This is a genomic window from Spirosoma pomorum, assembly GCF_054776615.1.
This window is the reverse complement of sequence record NZ_BAAHBP010000016.1, coordinates 200,255-221,155: the sequence shown is the minus strand read 5'-3', so window position 1 is coordinate 221,155 and position 20,901 is coordinate 200,255. Positions and strand designations below refer to the sequence as shown.

Sequence of the window (20,901 nt, the reverse complement as noted above, 5' to 3'; positions counted from 1 at the left end):
GCTTTGGTATCAGTCCCCTACTTGCAATGCATACTGTTTATATTATTTACAGCCCCACCGCCGACCGCTATTTTATCGGACAAACCAAAGATCTGAGAATCAGTCTATGGCAACATAATGCCAAAACTAATCCGGCGACGGCTGATGGAAAACCTTGGGAAGTAAAGTTCACTCAGTCGTTCGACACGCGCAACGAAGCTCTGAGCCTGGAAATGAAATTGAAAAATCGTGACCGGGCCTACTGGGAAGAATTTATTGCCAACCCGCAGCCTACGGTCTAATCGTCATACGATAGTAACCAATAAAAAGGGTCTTTACGTGATGTAACGACCCTTTTTGTTTTAACCGAAGTATATAGTTCGTTCAGGCAAGGTAAGGAAGGTAGGGCTCCAGCTTTTCCGTGTCCCGGAATGCTGATACCTGATAGAGATTGTTGTTGTATGCGTCGTACCGTAGTTCCACGTAGAAGTCGCGCAGGTTATACAACAGAAAGATATGGTTACCTTCGTACCGGTTGGCCAGAATATCTCCTTTACGATAGAGGGTATCGAGCTGTTGTTGCGCGGGAAGCTTGGTAAACTCAGCGGGTTTCATAAAATTGGGGTTGACAAGCGAAATAAGCAAAAACCAGCTGATCCCGCAACCTGTTGGCTTCACTTTGTATAACACAACAAAAACAGTCGTATACTACAAGAAGCATAACGCCTGACCTAACCCCTTATTCACCAATCCTTTCCACTTAGCCGACCTGTCTACTATTTTTTAGCCTAGCTTTACCTCACGGCCGCTCTTGGCAGCCTGATAAATAGCTTCCACCACGCGGATGTCGTGTAGTCCTTCCTCACCGGGAACCAGCATAGGTTTCTTATTCATAATGGCCAGCGCATCGTCGTCCATCTGCTGGGTCTGCTGCCAGGGTGCTTTGTATGAATGGTTGATCGTCCCCCCTGTCCATGTTCCCTGTACGCCAGCGTATTCGGAGTAGGGTTCCATACGCAGTTTTCCTTTGCTGCCCGTTACGTTCAGGAAGTTCATGTTCATACCGTAGCTAGTCTGAATCATTGCCCTTGCGCCACTCGGGAAAATAAGCTGCGCTAGCGACGTTTCGTCAAGACCGTTTTTGTATACATCCGGCCGGGCCGTGTATTGCTGGGCAGTCAGCGCGATAGGTTCTTCGCCCGTTGCCAGGCGTGCCCCTTGTATGGCGTAAACTCCCATATCGTACATAACCCCACCGCCCATTTCTTTCTTCTGTTTCCAGTGGTCAGTCCGATTGTCATAATAGGCAGCCGCACAGTTTACCAGCTGTACTTTACCAATCCCTCCGCTACGTAACATTTTTACGTACTCCTGCGTGTTAGGTTCGTGGTGAAGTCGGTAGCCGATTGCCAGCGAGACATTGTTCTTTTTGCAGGCATCGATCATGTTCTGACACTCCTTCGACGTAACGGCCATGGGTTTTTCGCACCAGACATGTTTCCCCGTTTTAGCCGCTCGTACAACGTATTCTTCGTGCATTGAGGGCGGTAGAACGACATATACGACGTCGATATCCGGATTATTAGCAATGTGATCGAATGACTTATAATCGTAGATGTTCTTGTCTGGAATATTGTACTGTTTTTTCCATTTTTCGGCTTTGGCAGGCGTACCCGTCACGATTCCAGCCAGGTAGCAATTTTTTGTCTGTTGCAGAGCCGGTGCCAGCAGGTCCGTGCTGTAGTAACCCAGTCCAACGAGTGCTACTCCCAGTTTATCTTTTGCGGGTCGGGTAGCCCCCCAGAGTGCGTTAGGAGCCAGGCTTAGAGCAGCTCCACTCAGAGCCGTAGCCTGAAGAAATGTCCGACGGTTTATCGTGTTTTTCGAGTTCATTGGAAGGATGTCGTAACGACAAATAGGAATCTGGCCGAAAGTAAGAAGACTTTTCCTTCGAACCCACCCTATTCTAGTTTTGTTGACATAAACGGGCGGGCCGCTACGTGATCCGTCCTGAACGATTACTTTTGCATATGTCTAAAAAGATTCAGGTTGGTTTAGTCCAGATGAGTTGCTCCGCCGATGTCGAGAGTAACATTCAGAAAGCTATCAACGGTATTCGCGAGGCCGCTCAGCAAGGAGCCCAGATTGTCTGCCTGCAGGAATTGTTTACGTCGCTGTATTTCTGCGACGTGGAAGATCATCATAATTTCAGTCTGGCCGAAGCTATTCCCGGCCCTACAACGACCCGACTTGGTGAACTAGCGGGTGAACTAGGGGTTGTGATTATTGCGTCGCTATTCGAGAAACGGGCGCAGGGGTTATATCATAACACGACGGCCGTGCTGGATGCCGACGGTACGTATCTGGGTAAGTACCGCAAGATGCATATCCCCGACGATCCGGGTTACTACGAGAAGTTCTATTTTACGCCTGGCGATCTCGGTTATAAAGTATTCGACACCAAGTTTGCCAAAATTGGCGTACTGATCTGCTGGGATCAGTGGTATCCGGAAGCAGCGCGTATTACGGCGCTCATGGGTGCGGAAATTTTGTTCTACCCAACGGCTATTGGCTGGGACACAAACGAGCCTGATCCTGAACAGAACACGGAGCAGTACAACGCCTGGCAGACGATCCAGCGGAGTCACTCCATTGCCAATGGGGTCCCAGTCGTGGCTGTGAATCGGGTTGGCCGTGAAGCTGATCAGAAATTCTGGGGAGGCTCATTCGTGACAAACCCTTTCGGGTCGTTGCTCTACCTCGCCCCCCACGACGAAGAAATAGTACACGTTCAGGAGATTGATCTTGGGCTTTCCGAAAAGTACCGGACTACCTGGCCCTACCTCCGCGACCGGCGTATCGATTCTTACCAGCCAATCACAAAGCGGTATATTGACGAATAGCGGAGAAAAAGGAGGAGAGAGAGAAAAGAACGGGGAGAAATACAACACGAACCCTCGTTCCTTTCTCCCTCTCCTCCTTTCTTCCCTTTTACCCCTCTTTATGAAATTCACACTCGCCTTGATAACCGTTTTGCTGGCCGGGATTGGCTTCTGGTACACGCAACCGGAAGACGTACCAGCACAAACCCTACGAGTTGACCTCCCGCCACAAGCGGCCTTAACTGTCACTCCCCGCTCCCGTTTTACGCCCACGACCCGCAAGGGTTTTTATAATCTGGATGTCGTCGGTGATTTTACGTTGCCCGCCACGAAGACCGTTACGTTTTGCGGGGCGGGTCGCAACCTGCATGTCCAGCAGGACCGTACCAAACTCTTCCGACGGGGATTTTCGGCTCTTGATCAATCGCGTATGGTTCAGCAGGTAGAGATATGGTCGGATGGTTATCCGCCGGCTGGCTGGCGAAGTACCCTGAAACAATCGCAGCGGGCGATGGTCGTTTATCAGGATTATTTTGCCAACTCATTTCAGCTTCCCTGGGCGCGGAATGGGAATCTGGGGAAAGACGTTTTGTACCAGGCTCCGCCCAACGCGCGCACAACCCGCAATAACATGTATCAGGCGGCCACCGAGTTGCAGGGGGGCTGCGTTGGCTTTGGCGACTGCCCGCCGAACGGCATGAAAAGCACGTATGGCAAACTTTTTCTCGACATCGAGAATGAGGGCGTCAATCGCGGGAACGAGCAGGAACAGGTCAATCTGTACACGTTCATGATCAAGACGATCAAGGAGAACGTCAGCCCACAAACGGAAGTGGGTTCGATTGCTCCGGTTCCTCACAACAGCTTTGGCTATTCAAAAGCAGCAGATTATACAGCCAAGCCCGAATGGCTTTGGAATACGCCCGCTCAACAAACGGCAACCAGCCGCCAACGAGGCATGCCGAATTCAATTGTCGGTAAGTCCTACGCCGACTACGCCGATTTTCAGATGCCGGGTACGTATTATCTCTATCCTGAATTTGATTACTCAGCCTCGCACAACCGCGACGGCGACCGGCACTGGCTGGCGGCTCTACTGGGCGAACAGGAAGTAAATCTCCGACTATCGCCCAAGAAGAGAATTGCGTGGCACTGGCTGTTTAATACGCAAAGTGCCGCTTTTGCCAACAGCGGTAAAGCTGAACACCCCGCCCCACCCGCCGTGGCCGAGGGTATGGGCATTTTCTATTGGTTTACGGGTGCCTACGGTGTTATTCTTTGGGATGACTACATCAACCTGACCCCCGATCAGCCCACCCCCGCCGATCCAGCCCAAAGAGGACTAGGCAGCGACCGAAACTACGCCTGCTATGAGCATTACGTACACGGCCTCTGGCGTTTATTTAAACACCATGGCGATCTGTTTAACGGCCGGGAGAAGTACCTGAACGAAGCAACCGAGTGCTCGTACGACGGCGGAAGAACCTGGGCGAAATACAATGCGAATCAGATCAAAACCCGAAATCTACCCTTCGTTCGTGCCATCGTCAACGGCGATCAGATTCTTATAGCGGCTACCCGAGCCTACGCCCGCCCTGACCAGAATACGCAGGTTATGGTGCGTTACGTCCAAGACGGCTACAATTTCAACACTACACTCAACCTCAAAGGCGACGAAATTTTCCTGGGACGGGCGAAGATGGAATAAAAAAGGAGGAAAGGGAGGAGGGAGAAAGGAAGCGGCTAGGAAAGCTGCTTCCTCATTCTAGCATATTCGTACAAAAAAAGGAGGAACAAGGGTAAAAGCATTTGCTTCATCTTGTTCCTCCTTTTTTTATAAGATACTCTCTTTCACCATGAACCTGAAACAACTAGAGAAAGCTGGTATTGGCACTTGCCTTCCTCCTCTCGTCCCTTTCCTCCATCCTCTCCTCAAGAATACCGATCATTCCGCCAGGGGTAAGCGGTATCGGAGTAGCCGCGTTCTTCCCAGAAGCCCAGTCGGTTGGCGTTCATAAACTCGATACGCTTGATCCATTTTGAGCCTTTCCAGGCGTAAAGCTGGGGCGTAATCATGCGGAGGGGTCCCCCATGCTCGCGGGTCAGGGGCTGGCCGTCGGCAGTGTGCACGAGCAGTACGTCCGGTTTGAGTGCCTCCTCCAGCGCGATATTTGTCGCGTAACCATCGTAACCGTAGCACATTATATGTGTAGCCGACCCTTTGGGATCAACCAGCGCGGCTACGTCCATAAACCGCACCCCCACCCAGGGCACATCCAGTCGCGACCAAGTCGTTACACAGTGGAAGTCACTGGTATCCTCGACCTGCGGCAGCGCCATTAAATCGTCCCACTTCAGTCGAAGCGGATGGTTTACTTCGCCATCAATGTTCAACTGCCATTTATCCAGCGGAATAACCGGCTGATAGCCAAGATCCAGCACGGGCCATTTGGTCGTAACTGTCTGCCCGACGGGTACCGCCGGCATTCCGTGGCGGTTGATGGGTCCAGATCCGCGAGGTTTTTCGTCGGTCATGGACGGCGTCTGGGCCATTTTTTCCTCAAACCGGCGTTTGAGTTTCATCCGGGCCTCGACAATTCTATCGGTTTTATCGTTGGTTTCCATAATATAGTAATGCTCTTTACTGCGTATTGATAACAGCAAAAACGAGTGCGTAGTTTGCAGCGATCCGGCGATCAGTCACAAACAAACGCACTCGTTAAATTAGTGGCTTTTAGGCCACCCGGACGTAGCTGCCCAGCAGCTTCACTTCGGCCGCGTGGTGGTTCAAAATCTCCTGTAAGGCGGGCTCACTAGCATGGCCCTCGCATTCGAGCAGGAACCAGTACCGGAACGTAGCGCCATCGCGCAGGGGGCGACTTTCTATCTTGGTCAGGTTAATTTGCCGGGCGTTGAACTCCTGAAGAAACTCCGCCAATACCCCTGGCGACTCGGTATTGGGCAGCCGGGCAATGAGGGTTGTTTTGTCGTGACCACTCGGTTGGTTCTGAAAATCCTTGGCCAAAATCAGAAAACGGGTCCGGTTCAGATCGCTGTCTTCAATGTTGTCGAACAGCACCGGCACATCAAATAGCTTGGCGGCAATGTTGGAGCAAACAGCCGCGGCATAAGGCTGCTGAGACGCCAGCTTAGCGGCTCTCGAAGTTGACTCTACCGGCACCATTTCGGCCTTTAGTCCTTCGAACGAATCGTTCAGGAAGCGACTGCACTGCCGAAACGCAATGTCCTTGGAGTAAATATGCGTAATGTCCGACAGGTTTTCAGCCTTGGTAGCAAACGTAAAATGCACCGGAATGTGGGCTTCGGCAACAATGCATAGATCTTTTTCCAGCAGCAAGTCGATGGCTTCACTAACGACACCTTCCTGGTTATTTTCGATAGGGACCACCCCGAAACGCGCCCGCCCCGTTTCGACGCTTTCGAACACCGATCGGATAGTGGGCAGCGCGGTGTACGTACTCATGGCCCCAAATCGGCTTTCGGCGGCCTGGTGCGTAAAGCTACCATCGGGGCCCAGGAACGCCACCCGTTCGGGCAGTTCCAGGTTACGCGACACGGCAAAGATTTCAAGAAAGATAGCCTCGATCGCGGAGCGGTTCAGCAGGCCCTTGTTCTGAGCAGAAAGCCGATCCAGAATTTGTTTTTCGCGCTCGGGGCGGTAGATAACCGTGTTCGTCGAGCGTTTGAGTTCGCCCACCTGGCGGACCAGATCCATGCGCTGATTCAGCAGCGTCAGTAATTGATCGTCAAGGGCATCGATGTTCGTACGGAGAGATTCAAGCGTCATTGTGCAGAGAGCCAAACGCTACGTAGCGCCAAGAGGAGGCCCGGTCCTATTTCGCAAAAGTACAGTACCCATCGCCGACTGCAAACTCCAAGTGGACGAAAAAGCAGGCAACCCAATCGGAGAAAGCATTTTATCGATACGGTCAGTAGCTAACAGCCAACCGATTCGACCAGCCGGTAATCGTTCCTAACCAAACCATACCAACTTTTTGAGATCCCTTCCCCGTCCCGCCATCTATCCACATAGGTACGTCTGTCCGTGGTCCCATCGTCATCTAAAAAACTCCCCATATTATTTAATCCTAAATAGTTTTTTAAGTAATAATACTTATTTTAATTCAAGCATAAATACCCATAAACAATAAAGAATATGGTTAACTCTGGTATGACACATTGTTGCTTGATAAGCAACAATGTGTCATACCAGATGCCTGATTCAGACAATCGATGCGAGCATTTTCAATTTTAGTCATTGATAGCCAGCCCGGGGTGGCTGCTATGATGACGCAAGTAGCAAAAACCAGTTTTCCCGAAGCTCGTTTTAGTTTAGCCGACAGCTTCTCGGCGGCTCAGCATCACCTTGTGAGTCACGCAATCAAGGATCACAAGCTTGTTCTGCTTGATCTTGACTTGGCTGGAGCGCCGGATAAACTGGCATTTTTGCGTCTTTTACGGAACCATCCCAAAGGTCGTTTGCTACCAGTGGTTGTAGTAACCTCCGATAAAACAAACCCTTTCGTTACTCAGGCTTACGAGCTGGGTGCGTCAGCCTTTACGCAGAAACCTGTCAACGTTGACGGTTGGAAAAATTATCTGGCAGTGACCAGACAATACTGGTACGAAACGGTAACCCTGCCTGACAAGAATGAATGATACTCGAAACAATTGCTGAAAGCACTCCCCAAGGTTGAGTACAACTACCTACACCAAATCGAAACCAAGAAGTGCAACAGAGTACATTAACAATCTAGTAATCAATCACTTTACTAACATATCTGTAAGCTGGTATACTTTTATCAATCCCACTGACTGTTTTTGTACAATCAACCATCAATCTCATCGTTACCATGCTTTTTGAACGTGATGATCACAATCTCGATTCTAATTCGAATCAAACGTATGTTTCAGGGCTAATAACGGGTTTGTTTACCGGATTGGTAACAGGTCTGGCTGTTGGCTTTCTATTCGCTCCCCGGTCAGGCAAGGAGTTACGGAAACAGATTGCCGGCACGGTAAGCGATCAGACCAAAGACGTCCAGAACCAGTGGGACAAAACCAAAACTCAGGCTAAGGAGACAATCGACAACATCAGAGATACTGTTGGCTTGGGAGAAGATGAAATGAGCCGGTATACTGATCGCGTTAAGAGAGAGACCAAAGAAGCCGAAGAAGAGGCAAATAAAGCAGTAGAAGAAGCTGATCGTCTGGCAGACCAGGCGAAGTCTGCACTAGAAAAGGCTAAAAACTCCGGTAGGGCTAGCTAAGGATAGTCAGTCCTGTCATCTTTCCGGTTGACGATTAGGATGACATAATATTGTCAGGCAAGCAAAAGCCCGCAGTCCAATGACTGCGGGCTTTTGCTTGCTTTGCAGATTTAAACCGTGAAAAAGTTATTGTACCCTTGCCGTTCGCCGGTAATGCTTGTTAACCGGAACATGATCTCGTCTGAAAACTGCCCTGGGACAGCCTAAAAGCCAATATCCACCACCAGTGGCTGAACCAGGGGTTGTCTTGTTGTTAGGTTGTAGATCGCCCGGGCGCCTAACTCGAACGGCGTTCGCAGACGTAACGCGTTGAAAATAAACGACACGTTTAACCCGGCGGTCTGATAAGTTCGCCCGTAGCGATTGGTTGTTGCTGCAGTTGGGAGTACGCTTTGCCCATTGGCCGCATCGAAGAAGGCCGATGCTTTGATGCGCTGCACGTACAGGAAGCGGCCCAGCGTCCAGTGCGTGTCAGCAACGGGAAAGTGGTATTCGGCGCTGCCAGCTATAATTTTATCATCACTCACGTACGCCTGTCCACGCGGATAGAAAATGACAGGGCTGAATTGATACGTATTATTTTTTAACTGCGCCTGTACCTGGTAACCGCCCCGCAGACGAATCGAATGGTGTTTGGCCAATCCCGGAACGAATACGTTCGCCTGAACACCAAACTGTTGACCGCGAAGCTGTCCCCCAAATGGCGTTGTTCGTTGCGAGACCGAGATGGTTTGCCCCCACCGGTAGATCAGATCCCGTTTACTCATTCGTAGGAGTCGAGAATAGCTGAATCCATACGATACTGTACTCAGCGACCCATTTTTCCCCACATCCGAGTAATACCGACCCGGTAAATCATAACCAGTTATCTGCTGGTAACTGTAGTAGGTCGACAGATTCATGTTCTGAATGTACTTGGAGTTCGTCAGGTTCAGCGGCAGCCGAACACCAGCCGTCAGTTGATTGTACTGCCACTCGTCGGAACGTATACTGTCAAGGGGTAAACGGCGATCGATAGCCAGGGACGTCCGCCGATTGCCGTGCTGGAAGCTCAGATCGATAACGGGATATAAAGCCTGATAACTCAGGTTTGCGAAGACGTTACCGACTCGTTCGGCCTGATTGTATCCATAGCCAACGCTGAACTGGGTTGTGCTCAGAATATCCTGCGAGTTCAGGCCAATGGATAGCGCTTGCCCCGTACTGCCCACTACGGGTCCCCAGCTGTAAATGTTCAATGCGTGAGCCAGCCGATTGAACCGACGAGCTACAGGAGGTTGCGTAGCAGGAACCGAGTCGGCCAGAATCCGGCGTCCCTGCGCGGCTACCGGGTCGACTTTAGGTAGGTTCCCAAAGAATTGGACGAGTTGCGTAGGGTCCCGCCGGGTTGGACTGCCCGATACGGGTTTCCAAGTATCAGGCGTGATCGCCATGTCGGCAATACGGTACCCAATGGCGTTGAAATCATCGAACGCCAGCCGTGTTCCCGAAGGTGACACGGCCGCGTGGTAAGCGGCCAGCGGTCGTGAGGTTACCTGAAACACTTGTTTTGAGCGAACATCGACTGCGTAAATGTTGTCGATGCCGGAACGGGATGAGTTGTACAGGACGTAGTTTCCCCAGGGTTGTGGGTGACTGATGTTTTCGTTAACGCGGGGCAGCAGATCGGTTTGTTTGCCGGTTTCCACATCAATTGACTGAATCGTTTTTTGCCGGTCGCGCAGCGCTACGGCTACGATCGTCTTGTTATCCCGCCAGCGTGGGTGCAGGTAAAATTCATTGTCCGAATTTGGTAATACCTTCAGGAGTTCCCCCGTTCGGGCATTCATGATACACAGGCGGGTTTTGTATCCTGTCGTGTTTTCAACCACAACCAGCTTACTCGTATCGGGCGAAACGGCCACCGCTGTGTAGCGCGTTTTTCTCGTCAGGTGGGTATGCCGACCCGAAGCAACGTCCAGCCGCTGTACGTTGGAATACACTCGTTGCCCCCAGCGCGGGTCGTAGCCGAATTCAATCCAGAATACTGTATTGTTCTTGGCCGATAACATATCGGGGTCGTTCGGGAATCCCTGCACGAAAAGGGTTTGCTCGCGACCGTTCCGGTCCAGCACAACCAGCCGGGGCGTATCACCTAATCCACTTTTTACGCAGACAACCGTCGAATCGGTCAGGAACTGCGGGTGCTGATAGTTGGTAAAAACGGGGCGACGGCTGGTCTGCTGCTCGGCCTGGACAGGAAAGTTTGTGGCGGGTGTTACCGTCAGGCTGGCCTGCTGTTTCTGCCAGACTTCGGTCAGATCGGCCATCGCTTTCCGGTACAAGGCTTCGGTGCGCAGACCCGTTTCGTTTTTGATGCTGGCCGAGAACGCGAATGGCCAGGGAAACCGGCGGTAGTTCCGGTTTAGCACGCGATCCCATACGTCGGGGCCGTATTCCCGCTTAAGGTAAGTCGTCAGAAAATACCCCAATACGTAATGATTGGGCACATTATCGCGGTACGATCCGCCAACGGCTTTGGGATAATTGAACTGGCGGCCAGCCAACAGATTGGCTCGCATTCCCAGATCGAAATTGGGAATCCGGCCCCGACCGCTGGTACTCAACACGGTCTCGGTTCCTACAGCATCCCCTTCCGCAAACCAGTCGGGCACGGTAATGACCGGAAAGAAGAGCCCGCCATTCCCCAGCAGCGTGTACAATACCCGGCCGTAGCCCTGTAGCGCTTTATCGTACTGAACAACGTGCCGAAACTCATGCACGGCCAGCAAATCAAGCCAGTTATACGTCCCCAGCAGGCCGGGGTCCTGGGGCGGCACCGCGAAAAATTCCGACCGACGCGGGTACAACGTAACGAAGCCATTACTACCTGTTGTCTGGTTCTGGAGTACGACCGAGATGGGGCGGGGCTTCTTGCCCAGCGTCGCACTAACGGGTTCGTACAGGCTTTCGAGCCGCTGTACGGTCCGTTGTGCGGTGGTATCCAGTCCCTGCGGGTACAACATCCGGAAGTGAGGGGTCTTTAACTGGTACCAGCGTAGGCTGAAAGGATTCTGTTCGAGGATCGGCAGGCTCTGCGCCCGGGTTGCCAGCGACGCCAGCAGCAGTAGACTCGCTATGGATAGTGTTTTCATAGATCGTCGCGCAAGGTACAGTATAAGCCATGTATTTACATGCACAGGCATATCAGAAGTTTCGGCCACGTTTCGGGCGTATTTGTGTACTTTTGCGGCCAGTTATGAACAAGTTAATCTGGTATGGCCGATAAAAAACCACTAATTCTGGTATCGAACGACGATGGTATTACGGCGCATGGAATCCGGACGCTGGTGGAGCTGATGAAGCAACTGGGCTCGGTCGTTGTCGTGGCTCCCAACAGTCCCCAGTCAGGCATGGGGCACGCCATCACGATTGCGAACCCGATCCGGCTTTACCCGTCGGATATTTTTGGCGATGTCCCCGCTTACGAATGCTCGGGCACACCCGCTGACTGCGTAAAATTGGGTAAACACCACATCCTGAAAGATCGCACCCCCGACCTGGTTGTCAGCGGCATCAACCATGGTAGCAACTCAGCAATCAGTGTCCTGTATTCAGGCACCATGTCAGCGGCTATCGAAGCGGCCATTGAAGGTATTCCGGCTATCGGCTTTTCGCTGGGCGATTTTACCCGCCAACCCGATTTCTCCCACACGCACGATCATATCCTGTCCATCACCGAAGCGGTATTGAAGAACGGCATGACGCGCGGTACGGCGTTGAACGTTAATTTCCCCGCCAAGTCGGCCGAGCCACTGAAAGGCGTTCGTATCTGCCGACAGGCCAACGCCAAATGGCAGGAAATCTTCGACGAACGACGTGATCCGCACGGACGCCGGTATTTCTGGCTGGCGGGCGAGTTCGTCAATTACGATACGCACGCCGAAGACACCGACGAGTACGCGTTGTCGCAGAATTATACGTCCGTTGTGCCGTGTCAGTATGATATGACTGCCTACGGGATGCTCGATACGTTGAAAAACTGGAACCTATAAGTACGCACTTCTCATGGCATTATTAGGCAGAATGCTCAAAAACGGAATTCGTCTCACGAATTCCGCCGTTCAACTCCGTCGCTCCAATCCCATTCGGCAACAGCGTAAAGCGTTCCGGAAACTTATTGCTAAGGCTCAGTTCACCGAATTTGGTCAAAAGTACCAGTTCAGCTCGCTGCTCAACGCTCTGGAAACCGACAAAGGCAAGGCGTTCTACAAGCTGTACAAACAGAATGTGCCGATCCACGATTACAATCGGATGTTTGATAACTGGTGGTACCGCGCGCTGGCGGGTGAGCGTGATATTACCTGGCCGGGTCGGGTAAAATATTTTGCGCTCAGTTCGGGTACATCGGAAGCCGCAACGAAGCACATTCCGGTAACGAAAACTATGTCGAAGGCTATCCAGCGCACCAGCATCCGGCAGATTCTGACGTTAGGCCGTTACCAGAACCTGCCGTCGACCCTGTACGAGAAAGGGTATCTGATGCTGGGAGGCAGTACGCAACTCAGCGCCCGCGAGGGACACTTTGAAGGCGACCTAAGCGGCATCACGGCCAGCCAGATACCGTTCTGGTTTCAGCGGTTTTACAAACCCGGCAAGGCAATTGCGCAAGAGCGTGACTGGGCGCTGAAACTCGACGAGATTACCGAGCAGGCGGGAAACTGGGACATTGGCTACGTGGTCGGCGTACCGGCCTGGATTCAGCTGCTGATGGAGAAGATCATCGCTCGCTACAACGTAAAAACCATTCACGACGTCTGGCCGAATCTGATGGTCTTCTGTCACGGCGGGGTTTCGTTTGAGCCCTACCGGCAGGGTTTCGAGAAGCTCCTCGCCCGCCCCATTACATACATCGAGACGTACCTGGCTTCCGAAGGGTTCATTGCCTACCAGTCGCACCCCAACGCGGCCGGTATGCAGCTGGTTCTGAACAACGGCCTGTTTTTTGAATTCATCCCTTTCAACGAGAAAAATTTCTCCGCCGATGGCGAGCTAGTAGCTCAGCCCGAAACGCTGATGATTGACGAAGTTGAAGAAGGAAAAGAGTATGCCCTGCTTTTGTCGACCTGTTCCGGCGCGTGGCGTTACCTCATCGGCGATACGATTCGTTTTGTTGACAAGAGTAAGTCGGAAATCGCTATTACGGGTCGCACCAAGCATTTCCTGAGCCTGTGCGGAGAGCACCTATCAGTCGATAACATGAACAAGGCGCTTGAAATGACCGCCGATGATCTGGGCATTGCCGTCCGGGAATTCACCGTAGCCGGTGTACCTTACGATACGTTATTTGCCCACCATTGGTATATAGGAACGGATGATGCCGTCGACGCGACAGAGCTACGCAATCGAATCGATGCCCATCTGAAAGAATTGAACGACGACTATGCCACCGAGCGGCAGCACGCCCTCAAGGAAGTAACAGTAACCGTACTACCGGCCGCTACGTTCTACGACTGGATGAACCAGAAAGGTAAAATGGGTGGTCAGCATAAGTTTCCCCGGGTACTAAAGAAAGCGCTCATTGCCGACTGGCAGAATTTCCTGACCGAGCGAGGTTTCGCGCAACCCTAGAAAGAAACGCCTATACGCTGGCCGATTCAATCCGTTATGATGCGGCACATTAGTGCGCTAAAAAACGTAACGCGTATCAGGATCGGCCAGCCAACCAATCACCCCACGGCAGAGTAAGAGCGTCCCCAGACCAACCAGTAGCCCAATGACGCCATCGACCGGGGCCAATACCGGATACGTCATCACGTACCAAACGTAATAGCCAGCAGCCGGTAGCAGAAAAAGCCAGCCCGTCACCATGCCCGGTGCGTAGATTCGTCGGCCCCGGATGATAAACAGCCAGGTGTAAATCACCCAACTCCCAACGGAGACCACCACAACGGCAACGCCCAGCCAACGCCACCGATCACCAAAGAAAGCGGCCGTGCCGAAAAGCCCCCATCCGATTACTACGTTCACCAGAAAAGCCGTTTGCGGATTAAACGGGTATCGTTCCGGCTGAGCGCTCTGGTACCCTAGTTCGTTCAACCGACGAGGGAATAAGCCCGGCACCCGATACTGCTCGTACTGTTGCGCCAGTAGCCCCGTAAAGTTGAGCAGCAACAGGAACGATAGGTCAGACAGGGACATGTTATCGTAGAGGTACAGGAGGCAGCATAACGCCAGCCCTGCGCTCAGGTCAGGCCAGTGGCGGAAAAGAAATTTCATGGATGCACTGGATAAAAGACGGTAAATGAAGGAGAAAGACAGCCCCTAAGCAAAATCTAATTTTCATAAACTCGCCTTTTTCTTGGGTCTTTCTTCTCCCCTCTTTTCCTGTTATTTGCTACCGGTTCAGGTACGCAACCAGCGGTTCATAGAGTCGGGAGTAAGCAATGTTAATGGCCCCGATCAGAAAAACAACGCCTGTAACACGATTAAAAATCAGTACGACCCGGGGGGTAAAGAAACGCTTCAGGTGGTTTGCGTAGTACGCCAGCGCTGTTTCGGTCAGGAAAACCCCCACTAGGCTGGCACTCATAAAGGCGTATTGCTGGGCGTCGGTATAGTGAAAGTGCGTCCGGATATAAGCGACGATGGCCACCCAGGACACGAAGTTAACCGGATTGAGGGCGTTCAGAAAGAAGCCGGTCGTGAAGTAATAAATGAAGTTACCAAAACTAGTTGTTGGATAGGCCAGTCGAGGTGTTCCTTTCAAAATATTGACCAGGCCCATGGCCGTCAGAAACAGCACCCCTATCCCAGCCATAATATAGTCCAACCCCTCAATTTTGGGCAGGAACGACGTACCGAGCAGGGCGGCTAGGACAAACAACGTATCACCCACGATTACGCCCAGAATGATTTTCATACCGGAGCGAAAGCCGTTGTCAACGCTATTCTGAATAAGGGCAAAAAAAACGGTTCCGAATGTCAGGCAAAGCGCCACTCCGACCAGAAAGCCGTACAGTATTGGTAAAAAAAACACAAGTAAAGAAGCGTTAAAGAATTGGTCATCTATCTGAGTCAGACAACCGAAGAAAACAACCTAAAGTTTGGTTTAACGTACGATGCAATCGCTCGGTTTAGCCATTAATATTCTGCCGCTGAACCTCGAGAACAAAATCAACAGAGACGCTATTATCTTCAGCAATTTCTTCAACCGTCAATTTTCCTCGTTTGATTGCTTTTTGAACAGCGTCTTTTCTTACTTGCTCTATTCGCATCTTTTCTGCTTTGACGGCTTCTGCATTAGCTGCAATAACGCGAGCAAAATAAGCCCGTTCTTCGGGAGTCATTTTCCGCGTATCCAATTCGTCGATAGCTCGTTTTAACCATTCCTCATTCCAGAAAGCAGGATATTGGGTAGACTCGGTCGTATGAAGCGTCTTCATTGTATAAACCAGTTTATCTAAATCTGTCTCTACCTCAGGCACTTGTTTGGTGAACTTAGCCAACTCTACAGTAATGAACGTCATCTGATTATCAATGATTTCACCTTTCTCACTTCTCAGGTTGGCAACGGTATAAAAAAATCAGCAGTTGGCAAGATGTTTTTCTCTAGAAATGCAATGACGTAGATCTTGGGTAGTCTCGTATAGTCAAATTCACCTCGCTCTACAACGGTGTTGAACTTATGCAAAGCATAAAACTTCATGCGTTGAATGAAGTACGGAGCATAACCCAGTTGCATTTCGACAATAAACTGAGTGCCGTTTTCGTCGGTGCAAGACAGGTCAAAAATGCCGCTCCGACTGTCAATAGTTAGTGCCTCAAATGCGTTCTTGTCAAAGTAAATCTCTCGTATAGGAATCTCAGACCTAATCAGCGCCTGCAAAGCGGTGCGAAGAAACAAGCGATCAGCTTCGTTACCGAAAGTAGCTTTGAAGCCATAGTCAGAAATAATGGGAATGTAAACGCTTGTCTCCACTAGGCAAAGATTAAAAATACCGAAAAGAGTTTATTCAAGATAGTTTGCGCTCCCATAGATGCTAGAAGTATAACAGGTGATTGTTTTTGGGCAGCCTTAGCAGACAATTTAAACTAAACCCCGCGTAGCCGCGCTACCATTAGGAGTCCACTCACGCTAATCGCGTCGGTAATCTCGCTGTTCATCACCATATCAACGGCCTGCGCTAGTGGCAGCTTCCAGACTTTCAGATCTTCGGTTTCTTCGGGTTCGTGTTCTCCTTCGGTCAGTTCCTCGGCTAAATAGATAAACCCTTCTTCGTCAGTGGCAGAATTTGAGGTATGGATGCGGGAAAGTTGCGTCCATTTAGCCGCTTCCAGGCCCGTTTCCTCTTTCAGTTCGCGCTTCGCTGAATCGAGTGGATCGGTACCGAGGGGCGAGCCCCCTTCCGGAATTTCCCAGGAGTATTCGTTCAGCGGGTAACGATACTGCCCGACCAGATAGGTATTACCTGCTGCGTCAATGGGGACAACGCCAGTGGCCTTGTTTTTGAAACTGACAACCCCATAAATGCCAGGCGTTCCAGCCGGCGTGATCACTTCTTCGTGCCGAATCGCTAACCAGTTATTTTCGTATTTAACCGCTGAATTGAGCGTTTGCCAGGGATTTACAACTTCGTTCATGCCGACGAAAGTACGAACTTTTCCCCTACGATGGCTACCTTTGTACCCAGGTTCGTGTTCGGCTCCGGCCAACACTGACCAGGCGTCGTACTACTCAGTCATCCCGACCAGATCATCCCGACTGGGCACCCGCGCTTCGTACACTATGCTTACTTCACAACAATTGAAATACCGCTGGATGGGTGTCTCGCTCGGGCTGAGCATCCTCCTGCTGGTGATAAAATTTACGGCGTATTTCCTGACGTTTTCAACGGCGATCCTGACGGATGCGGTTGAGTCCATCGTCAACGTCATTGCCAGTGGCTTTGCTTTTTACAGCATTTACCTGGCCGGGCAGCCCCGCGACCAGAACCACCCCTACGGACACGGCAAAATCGAATTTCTATCGTCGGGCTTCGAAGGAGCGATGATCCTTTCGGCGGGTATTGTCATTTTCTGGCAGGCGATTCTCTCTTATTTTGAGCCTAAAACGCTCAGTAACCTCGACTGGGGAATTGGCTTAGTCGGCATAACAGCCATTGCCAACGGTTTTGTTGGCTGGAGCCTGATTCGATCCGGCGAGAAGACAAATTCCCTGGCCCTCGACGCCGACGGGCGACATCTGTTGACAGATGCCTTCAGCAGCGTAGTCGTCATATTGGGCGTAGCGCTGATTCAGTTGACGGGTCAGTTCTGGATCGACAGTATGTTATCGCTCCTGATCTCGTTCGTGATCGTTTATAACGGCTTCCAGCTCATCCGACAGTCCGTAGCCCGGCTTATGGACGCGACCGACGTACCAACGTTGGAGCGGGTCGTTACGCTCTTAAATGTACACCGGGATCCGAACTGGATTGACGTGCATAATCTGCGGGTGCAGCGGTACGGTGCCGATCTGCACATCGACTGTCACCTGACGCTTCCGTACTACTGGCAACTGGATCAGGTACATAACCAGGTTCATCTGTTCGAGGACACGCTGAAGGATGGTTTCAATAACGAGGTCGAAATCTTTGTTCATTCAGACCCCTGCGAGCAGGCCTGTTGTCATTACTGCCGCGTGGCCGATTGCCCCGTTCGGGCCTTTGCTTTCGTACGCGACGTTGACTGGACACCGGCTAATCTGCCGCTGAATCAGAAACATTTCGTTCCGTTGGCTCCGCAGGAAACCCGGTAAGTTGTCATGGACGAGTCGGCCGCTATTAATCTTTACGATCCGGAGCATTTCACGACAAAGTTCATGCCTTCACCGGAATTGGTGTCTCGCCTGAAAGGTGATGTCAACAAGTTTCTGATCATCCGGGTGGAAGACATGTATCGGCACGTAACCCGCCCAGTGCCAGCCACACGAGCTACCATCCATTCGATACTGTTTCTACAATCGGGTGAAGCCACGATGAAAATTGGCAGCGCTACCTATACCATTCAGCCGGGGCAGATCTTAATTGTTCCCGCCGGACAGGTCTTTTCATTCGGCGAAAAAGACGTAAACACGGGTTACCTATGCAGCTTCCACGACGATTTTCTGATTGGCAAATTCAGCAGCGAGCGCCTGAAAGATTTTGAATTTCTACGGGTCTGGGGCAACCCTCGGGTCGATCTGGACGGCCAGACGAGTCAATTCATCGATCACCTATTCTCCCGTATTTTACTCGATTATGAGGAAACCGGCCTGGCAAATCTAGATATTATTCAACCTTATCTAATTACGCTGCTCTGCGAAATCAACCGGGCCTATACCCCCATGTCAGTCAGCACGCACACCTCGGCGGTGACGCTGACAAACCGCTTCAAGGAGTTGCTCTTTTCGCACGTCCGGACGCACCACCGAGTGACCGATTACGCAACGTTGCTCCACATCACGCCAAACCACCTTAATAAAATCGTCAAATCGATCACGGGCAAATCACCGACGAAATGGATTGATGAAGCGATCATTCTGGAAGCTAAAGTGCTACTTAGTCAGCGAACAGCCTCCATCAGCACGGTCGCGGCTGAGGTCGGATTTACGGATCAGGCCTATTTTACCCGACTGTTTAAAAAGCAGGAAGGAATTACGCCAACTGCCTTCCGTCGAATGATTGAAATGTCCTAAAAATGGCGTTGCTTGTCCTAACGCTCCACAACCGGAAATCGGAACTTTGCAGCCGACGCAGTCCCGTCTATTGCGCCAAAAACGCCTTCATGTCTTTGTCAAGAATTCCCAATGTATCCACTTCTTTTAGTGCTACACTCCTACTGGCGGTGGGTGGTGTTGTTGAGCCTGCTTTACGCCATATACCGCGGTATTCGGGGTTTATCCAGCGCGACGCCGTTTACCAGAACGGATAACCTAATCCGTCATACCACCGCAACCATTGCCCACGTTCAATTAATACTGGGGTATTTATTGTACTTCAACAGCCCTATGGTGAGTTACTTTCGGGAGCATTACGCCGAAGCGAGCCAAAATACTACTATGCAATTCTTCGGCCTGACGCACGTATTGCTGATGACCATTGCCATTGTGCTGATCACCATCGGCTCGTCGGTCGCCAAGCGCCAGCAGACCGATCAGGCCAAGTTTAAAACCATGACTATTTGGTTTGCATTGGCCTTGCTGGTCATCTTTGTATCAATTCCCTGGCCGTTCTCACCGCTGGCTAATCGTCCTTATTTTCGTCTAGTTTAATCATGCAGACTTTCTTCACCACTAAAATCGGCCGACTCCGACTCATCGCCTTCCTGGAGGGTGTTTCATTACTTGTTCTCATTGGCATCGGCATGCCTCTAAAGTATGCCTACAATGATCCGAGCTGGGTTAAGAGCATTGGTCCGGTCCATGGACTATTCTTTGTCTTTTTCGTCATCAATACTATCAGCGTGGGCATCGAATATAACTGGAAGTTTACCGAGACAAGTTGGAAAGTGCTTTTAGCCTCGTTCATTCCGTTTGGTACGTTTTACGTTGATCATCATATTCTGGCTCCTATTCACAAACAGGAATCCAGAAATTAAGACACTCCCTGTTGACCAACTGACCTGAAAACTGATATTTAGAAGCCGTTCGCTCAGTAAAGGGGATTATTTGAAAAAAAATTTGGATTATTTCTTTTAACAAACCAAATTTAACCCATCAAACCCGTTTGGAGCGCGGGTTATCAAAATTGCTTTTTCAATTCAGGTTGTATTCAACACCGGAAAGGCTGATCGCGTTACGATCAGCCTTTTTTGTTTTTACTTGATTTCAGCCAATGCTTCTTTCGTTAGCGATTTAAAAACAAACCAGGCTGTTGGAAATGGGTTAATCTGATACTCCAATCAGAGAAAGACATGCAAACTGTTTTGGTTACGGGGGCGACTTCAGGCATTGGTCTGACCATTGCCAATCATCTACACAAGAATGGATACCGGGTGTTGGGAACCAGCCGATCACCCGGTCGGCAACAGGGCCAGTTCCCTTTCGAGTTGCTGGAACTAGATATCTCGTCCGATGAGTCGATTCGGAACTGTGTCGCGGCACTCTCCGCCGGCGAAACGCGTCTGGATATTCTGATCAATAACGCTGGGATCGGTATAAATGGAAGTGCTGAGGAAACCAGCGCCGAACTGGCCCGTAAGCAATTTGAGATCAATTTTTGGGGAACGGTCAACCTGACAAAGGCCATTTTACCACTTATGCGCCAGCAGCGATCTGGCCAAATTATTACGATTGGCTCATTAGCGGGTCTGATCGGGGTACCTTTTCAAAGCTATTATGCAGCATCGAAACACGCCCTGGAAGGGTTTTTCAAGTCGCTGCGCCTGGAGGTAAGACCATTTAATATCAAAGTATCCATGGTTGAACCCGGTTTTTTCAAAACGAATCTCAACCAGGCTTTTGAACAGGATAAACCCAGCATCGCCGACTACAGTGCAACCCGTGATAAAGCGCTGGCGTCATTCTCCAGTTCGATCGAACGCGCTCCCACACCGGAGCCGGTAGCGCAGACGGTCTTAGCCGTACTGCGTTCAACCAATCCGCGCTACAGCTACCGAGTTGGTTCCGACGCCGTTACGTTGCCAATTCTGCAGTTTTTCTCGTACCGATTTTTCGAATGGGGTGCCGCTAAAAAGTTTAGTCTCTAGGCTGATTCTCTTCCGTAACAGCCATAAATCTTAGCAGGCCC

General features: G+C 50.9%; 22 protein-coding genes. 12 read left to right on the top strand and 10 right to left on the bottom strand.

Annotation, left to right across the window (positions count from 1 at the left end):
- Positions 1-26 precede the first annotated feature (26 nt).
- Positions 27-281 carry a GIY-YIG nuclease family protein gene (locus ACYVAD_RS10950; protein ID WP_461139526.1) on the top strand — a complete coding sequence of 85 codons (255 nt, stop codon included), beginning with the start codon at positions 27-29 and terminating at the stop codon, positions 279-281.
- An 82-nt stretch (positions 282-363) separates the two neighbouring features.
- Here the strand turns inward: ACYVAD_RS10950 and ACYVAD_RS10945 are convergent, their stop codons facing one another.
- Positions 364-594, bottom strand: a complete 231-nt coding sequence (locus ACYVAD_RS10945) for a hypothetical protein (protein ID WP_461139525.1) — start codon at positions 592-594, stop codon at positions 364-366.
- Between the two features lie 168 nt (positions 595-762).
- Positions 763-1,872 (bottom strand): Gfo/Idh/MocA family oxidoreductase, encoded by a 1,110-nt coding sequence (locus tag ACYVAD_RS10940; RefSeq protein WP_461139524.1) that lies wholly within the window; start codon positions 1,870-1,872, stop codon positions 763-765.
- A gap of 137 nt (positions 1,873-2,009) precedes the next feature.
- Here ACYVAD_RS10940 and ACYVAD_RS10935 point away from each other — a divergent pair, with 137 nt between their 5' ends.
- Positions 2,010-2,882 (top strand): carbon-nitrogen hydrolase, encoded by an 873-nt coding sequence (locus ACYVAD_RS10935; protein WP_461139523.1) that lies wholly within the window; start codon positions 2,010-2,012, stop codon positions 2,880-2,882.
- Between the two features lie 100 nt (positions 2,883-2,982).
- Positions 2,983-4,569 (top strand): hypothetical protein, encoded by a 1,587-nt coding sequence (locus ACYVAD_RS10930; RefSeq protein ID WP_461139522.1) that lies wholly within the window; start codon positions 2,983-2,985, stop codon positions 4,567-4,569.
- 224 nt (positions 4,570-4,793) lie between these two features.
- Here ACYVAD_RS10930 and ACYVAD_RS10925 read toward each other — a convergent pair whose 3' ends face one another.
- Complete coding sequence (locus ACYVAD_RS10925; protein ID WP_461139521.1) at positions 4,794-5,486, bottom strand: sulfite oxidase-like oxidoreductase; 693 nt, start codon at positions 5,484-5,486, stop codon at positions 4,794-4,796.
- Between the two features lie 109 nt (positions 5,487-5,595).
- Positions 5,596-6,669, bottom strand: a complete 1,074-nt coding sequence (gene pheA, locus ACYVAD_RS10920; protein ID WP_461139520.1) for a prephenate dehydratase — start codon at positions 6,667-6,669, stop codon at positions 5,596-5,598.
- A gap of 446 nt (positions 6,670-7,115) precedes the next feature.
- On the opposite strand from pheA, the gene ACYVAD_RS10915 reads away from it, so the two are divergent.
- Both ACYVAD_RS10915 and ACYVAD_RS10910 read left to right on the top strand, forming a co-directional pair.
- A complete protein-coding gene (locus tag ACYVAD_RS10915; protein WP_461139519.1) occupies positions 7,116-7,541 on the top strand; it encodes a response regulator in 426 nt (141 codons plus the stop codon).
- 194 nt (positions 7,542-7,735) lie between these two features.
- A complete protein-coding gene (locus ACYVAD_RS10910; RefSeq protein WP_461139518.1) occupies positions 7,736-8,152 on the top strand; it encodes a YtxH domain-containing protein in 417 nt (138 codons plus the stop codon).
- Positions 8,153-8,355: 203 nt separating this feature from the next.
- Here ACYVAD_RS10910 and ACYVAD_RS10905 read toward each other — a convergent pair whose 3' ends face one another.
- A complete protein-coding gene (locus ACYVAD_RS10905; protein WP_461139517.1) occupies positions 8,356-11,286 on the bottom strand; it encodes a hypothetical protein in 2,931 nt (976 codons plus the stop codon).
- A gap of 123 nt (positions 11,287-11,409) precedes the next feature.
- On the opposite strand from ACYVAD_RS10905, the gene surE reads away from it, so the two are divergent.
- Both surE and ACYVAD_RS10895 read left to right on the top strand, forming a co-directional pair.
- The gene (gene surE / locus ACYVAD_RS10900; protein ID WP_461139516.1) at positions 11,410-12,186 is read left to right on the top strand and encodes a 5'/3'-nucleotidase SurE; all 777 of its coding nucleotides are present in this window, start codon (positions 11,410-11,412) and stop codon (positions 12,184-12,186) included.
- 13 nt (positions 12,187-12,199) lie between these two features.
- Entirely contained in the window at positions 12,200-13,762 is a 1,563-nt protein-coding gene (locus tag ACYVAD_RS10895) for a GH3 family acyl-acid amido synthetase (RefSeq protein ID WP_461139515.1), read from the top strand.
- A 57-nt stretch (positions 13,763-13,819) separates the two neighbouring features.
- On the opposite strand, the gene ACYVAD_RS10890 is transcribed toward ACYVAD_RS10895, so the two are convergent.
- From ACYVAD_RS10890 to ACYVAD_RS10870, 5 genes are all read right to left on the bottom strand, one after another.
- On the bottom strand, positions 13,820-14,410 hold the full coding sequence (locus tag ACYVAD_RS10890) for an HXXEE domain-containing protein (protein ID WP_461139514.1): 591 nt from the start codon (positions 14,408-14,410) through the stop codon (positions 13,820-13,822).
- A gap of 118 nt (positions 14,411-14,528) precedes the next feature.
- The gene (locus ACYVAD_RS10885; RefSeq protein WP_461139513.1) at positions 14,529-15,170 is read right to left on the bottom strand and encodes a LysE family translocator; all 642 of its coding nucleotides are present in this window, start codon (positions 15,168-15,170) and stop codon (positions 14,529-14,531) included.
- Positions 15,171-15,267: 97 nt separating this feature from the next.
- On the bottom strand, positions 15,268-15,660 hold the full coding sequence (locus ACYVAD_RS10880) for a hypothetical protein (protein ID WP_461139512.1): 393 nt from the start codon (positions 15,658-15,660) through the stop codon (positions 15,268-15,270).
- A 32-nt stretch (positions 15,661-15,692) separates the two neighbouring features.
- Positions 15,693-16,112 carry a PD-(D/E)XK nuclease family transposase gene (locus ACYVAD_RS10875; protein WP_461139511.1) on the bottom strand — a complete coding sequence of 140 codons (420 nt, stop codon included), beginning with the start codon at positions 16,110-16,112 and terminating at the stop codon, positions 15,693-15,695.
- A 113-nt stretch (positions 16,113-16,225) separates the two neighbouring features.
- Entirely contained in the window at positions 16,226-16,774 is a 549-nt protein-coding gene (locus ACYVAD_RS10870; RefSeq protein WP_461139510.1) for an NUDIX domain-containing protein, read from the bottom strand.
- A 145-nt stretch (positions 16,775-16,919) separates the two neighbouring features.
- On the opposite strand from ACYVAD_RS10870, the gene ACYVAD_RS10865 reads away from it, so the two are divergent.
- The 5 genes from ACYVAD_RS10865 (at position 16,920) to ACYVAD_RS10845 (ending at position 20,860) form a co-directional block, all read left to right on the top strand.
- On the top strand, positions 16,920-17,930 hold the full coding sequence (locus ACYVAD_RS10865; protein ID WP_461139509.1) for a cation diffusion facilitator family transporter: 1,011 nt from the start codon (positions 16,920-16,922) through the stop codon (positions 17,928-17,930).
- A gap of 6 nt (positions 17,931-17,936) precedes the next feature.
- Positions 17,937-18,848, top strand: coding sequence for an AraC family transcriptional regulator (locus ACYVAD_RS10860; RefSeq protein WP_461139508.1), 912 nt, complete (start codon positions 17,937-17,939; stop codon positions 18,846-18,848).
- 111 nt (positions 18,849-18,959) lie between these two features.
- Positions 18,960-19,424 (top strand): hypothetical protein, encoded by a 465-nt coding sequence (locus ACYVAD_RS10855; RefSeq protein WP_461139507.1) that lies wholly within the window; start codon positions 18,960-18,962, stop codon positions 19,422-19,424.
- A 2-nt stretch (positions 19,425-19,426) separates the two neighbouring features.
- Complete coding sequence (locus ACYVAD_RS10850) at positions 19,427-19,750, top strand: DUF3817 domain-containing protein (RefSeq protein ID WP_461139506.1); 324 nt, start codon at positions 19,427-19,429, stop codon at positions 19,748-19,750.
- Between the two features lie 315 nt (positions 19,751-20,065).
- Positions 20,066-20,860: an SDR family oxidoreductase gene (locus ACYVAD_RS10845; protein ID WP_461139505.1), complete on the top strand. Its 795-nt coding sequence runs from the start codon at positions 20,066-20,068 to the stop codon at positions 20,858-20,860.
- Positions 20,861-20,901: the final 41 nt, after the last annotated feature.